Source organism: Weissella sp. DD23 (assembly GCF_001579105.1).
Lineage (GTDB): Bacteria > Bacillota > Bacilli > Lactobacillales > Lactobacillaceae > Weissella > Weissella cibaria.
The window spans coordinates 25494-29056 of the sequence record NZ_KQ970399.1; the positions used below are offsets into that span (position 1 = coordinate 25494).

The window sequence follows — 3563 nt, forward strand, 5'->3', positions numbered from 1 at the left end:
ATGTTATGAAGGTATCTATCGATAAGATTGAGCGACTTCATAAGGCACATCCTGATTGGTCAGCCTCACGGTTATCAAATGCTGCGTCAGCCACACAAAATTTGGTGATGCACGTTGCTGACATGCACGGTTGGCAGCTTAAGAGTTCTAAGACAAACCATGTACCTAACTTCTCTAAGGCATAGAAAAAACGCCAGACACTAACTTAATAGAGCCCAGCGCTTATGTTTTCGTAGCAGATAACATTTTAGCATACGGGGGCAGGTTGGTTATGGCACTTTTGAGAAAGCTGAACGAGAAGGCAACTGAAGCAGCAGTTCGCGACTTCTTTGAATCTGAATTTAAGCACATTAAAGCCCAGGCACGCATCAATCACGTTGATCTAAAGTCTCCGGTGATTAGTGACATGCCTGGTGGCCCAAAAAATGGTAATTCAGTTGAAGAGAAGCTCACGAACCACATGCAAGCGAAGGTATATATGGAACAGGTGAGGCAGGCAATTAACGCAATGCCAGAGCCAGAGAAATATTTCTTCAAGTATCGCTATATAGACGATATGGAATGGATTGATATTTCTGAATTAATGAATATGACACCAAGGACGGGACAAAAGTACATTGGCCGGGCATTGCGATATTTCGCTGATGCATTCTCTGATGTTCACGACTTTCGAGTATTTTACGCAGACGATTTAGAACTTTGAGTTGGTTCGCATTTGCTTCGCATCGGGTTCGCATTTGGTTCGTTTTTAAGTCGCACAGGCTTCGCACGCCCCGTTGTATTATGTTAGAGTCGAATGATTAGGAAATGCAGGAACAGGCGCCTATCATTCGATTAACTTGTTGGTCAATCAATGGCATACGAAGTTACTCCTCGAATATGGTAAGTGACAAACAATACAATGGTTGTTCGTACAGCGCTGGGTGGGCGCCGTTCGGTTCGATTCCGAATGTCACTATTAAAACTAAATAGTCCGTTGCTCCACAAAGCGATACGGACATCATGGAATATATGCGAATGGAGAGCAGGCGAGTTGCTAACTCGTTGCTGGTAACACAGTTGCGGGTTCGAGCCCCGTGTATTCCGTTACATAGCAAAAATAAATACAAAGGATAATCTTCCGGTTCGTAGGTTTACCGTTGTATTCGTTTTAAACGATATGCCAGCTGCTATGTCTGGTGTACATACTCAAAACTATTAAGGATAAACTTTGATAGTTATTACCGGGATCAGGACTTGTATGTGTTGCTGATCAATACATATCAAGAAAGAAAGCGAAGGACAATTGCTTTCTAAAATCAATACCGGGTTAGGGTCGTGGATATGCCGACGCCTAACATTTGAAACCAGTTATCAGGGTGAGACCTGACGGCTGGTTTTTATTTTGTCATTGCAAGTACATATTTTGGGAGGAAGAGACTATGAGTAAGGAAACGGCAGAAGTGCTCACTAGCTTGAAGAAAGAATACGTTGAGCTAAAGACAAAGATTGCAGGTGCAGAGGCTACGGTGCTGATTAAGGCGCTTGATGATAAGTCAACGGAATTGTTGAGTGACCAGGTAGCGGCTATGAAGATGTATGCCGAAGCGTTGGAAACACGTATGAAGTACATCGTCGCAAATCCGGAGTAATTGGCTATGGTTCATGATCCAGGTTATCGACGTGCAGAGTCAGCCATTATTGGCCGAATAGTGAATGAAGAGAAGAAGCCCAGGAAGAAACACGTGAAAGTCATCAAGGAAGTTAAGCCACGTACTCCAAGGACGCAAGTAGCACGTTACTGATAAGGGCGTGTGAGAGGCGGTGAGTTGAGTGGCAAGACAGAGAAATCCTAAGCGTGATGAAGCCAGGTCGCTGTGGGAGGCGGATAGGGACCGCCCACTGAAAGATATTGCTGATGAACTCGGTATAACAAGTAGCACCGTTAGAAAGTGGAAGTCACAGGATAATTGGGAGCAACTCACAACTACCGAATCACCACCGAAAAGGAACGCTCCAAAAGGTAATAAAACCAAAAGGAGCGCTCCGATTGAAAAAGAGCGCTCCTTTACTGAGAGTGTTATTGATTTACAAGATGAATACGGCCTGACTGAAATGCAGAAAACCTTTGCTGAAGCGTATATCGAAACAGGCAATGCATCTAATGCTGCTGAAAAAGCTGGGTATAACTCACCGGGACAAGCTGGGTATCGCCTGATGAAAAACGTTCAAATAAAGAGATACATTAACGAACGTCTCTACGGTATGCGAACTCTGCAAATCATGACGGCTGATGAAGCCTTAAAGGAACTGTCAGCGATTGCTTTTGGATTGGTTGAAGAAACAGTGGTTGTTGGTACGCCAATTGGTGCAGAAACGGTTGACCGACCGGTTGACCCTAGAACTCGTATGTCAGCTATCAAAGAGATATTGAAGCGTTATCCAGACAATGACCGACTACTTGATGCACAAATTCGACGTGCCGAAGCTGAGGCGGTTGTGTCAGAAGCTAAGGCAGACGCCATTCAAACAACTGGTGCTGAACAAGAGCGTCAAGATGAACAAATTGATCGTTTGCTTGCTGGTATCGAAACGATTGCTCAAGAAGAACGTAGAAAGGCGGATGAAGAGAATGGATAGAATAGTGAAGAACCCAATGTTCCTAACTAAGAAGCAAATTCAAACCATTGGCTTTCTTGCTAGAGACGACTGGAACATGATGATTAATCATGGCGGAGTTCGTGCTGGTAAGACGTTCATTGATAATCTGATGTTTTTATATGAGATTGAGCGTGTTCGTAAGATTGCAAGTAGGCAAGGAATATCGACGCCTATGTACATCATGTCTGGCGCCACTGCTAAAACGATTGAAAACAACATCATTCAGCCGCTTGGTGAAGTGTTCAACATCTATCCAACTGCCGATAAGTACAATAACTTGTACATTCGAGACGTGAAGATTGTTTTGGCGTATCACGGTTCAATTAGTGGTTTGCAGTCTATTCGTGGTATGACGGCTTTTGGGGCCTATATTAACGAGGCGTCATTGGCTAACCCCGAAGTGTTCTCTGAAATATTGAAGCGTATCTCAGCCATTGATTCGGCTCGTGTTCTGGTTGATACAAACCCGGACATTCCGTCTCACTGGCTTAAGACCGACTACATTGATAAGGCAATCAATTCTGACAGTGTGAGATACACACCTGAAGAAAAGAAACGCAGCCAAATCATTCAGAATCAGTTCATTTTGGACGACAACACGGCATTGAGTAAGAAGACCAGAGATAACATCAAGGCACTTACACCAAGTGGAATGTTGTATGATCGGGCAATTTATGGCCGTTGGGTGTCTGGTGAAGGGGCTGTTTATGCTGACTTTGACGAAAACAAGCACTTTATCACTGAGGGTGAATTGCCAGTCACAATGGACCGATATGTCGGCGGCGTTGACTGGGGTTATGAACACGCAGGTGTAATTCAAGTTTGGGGTGTTGTTGGAGACACCTACTACCTGGTTAAGGAAGTGGCCAAACAACACCAAGAGATTGATTATTGGGTTGGTGTAGCAAAAGAGGTCATTGAAG

General features: G+C 44.1%; 5 protein-coding genes. All 5 read left to right on the forward strand.

Features of this window, described 5'->3' with window-relative positions:
* A partial coding sequence (locus tag WEIDD23_RS13780; RefSeq protein WP_197458881.1) for a hypothetical protein occupies positions 1–185 on the forward strand: 185 nt, incomplete at its 5' end.
* Between the two features lie 86 nt (positions 186–271).
* The gene (locus tag WEIDD23_RS10890; protein WP_062359003.1) at positions 272–703 is read left to right on the forward strand and encodes an ArpU family phage packaging/lysis transcriptional regulator; all 432 of its coding nucleotides are present in this window, start codon (positions 272–274) and stop codon (positions 701–703) included.
* A 718-nt stretch (positions 704–1421) separates the two neighbouring features.
* Positions 1422–1631, forward strand: coding sequence for a crAss001_48 related protein (locus WEIDD23_RS10895; RefSeq protein ID WP_062359004.1), 210 nt, complete (start codon positions 1422–1424; stop codon positions 1629–1631).
* 181 nt (positions 1632–1812) lie between these two features.
* Positions 1813–2619: a terminase small subunit gene (locus WEIDD23_RS10900; RefSeq protein ID WP_082778342.1), complete on the forward strand. Its 807-nt coding sequence runs from the start codon at positions 1813–1815 to the stop codon at positions 2617–2619.
* Positions 2612–3563, forward strand: a 952-nt coding sequence (locus WEIDD23_RS10905) for a terminase large subunit domain-containing protein (protein ID WP_242865517.1), incomplete at its 3' end; no start/stop codon positions are given. The genes WEIDD23_RS10900 and WEIDD23_RS10905, both read left to right, overlap by 8 nt.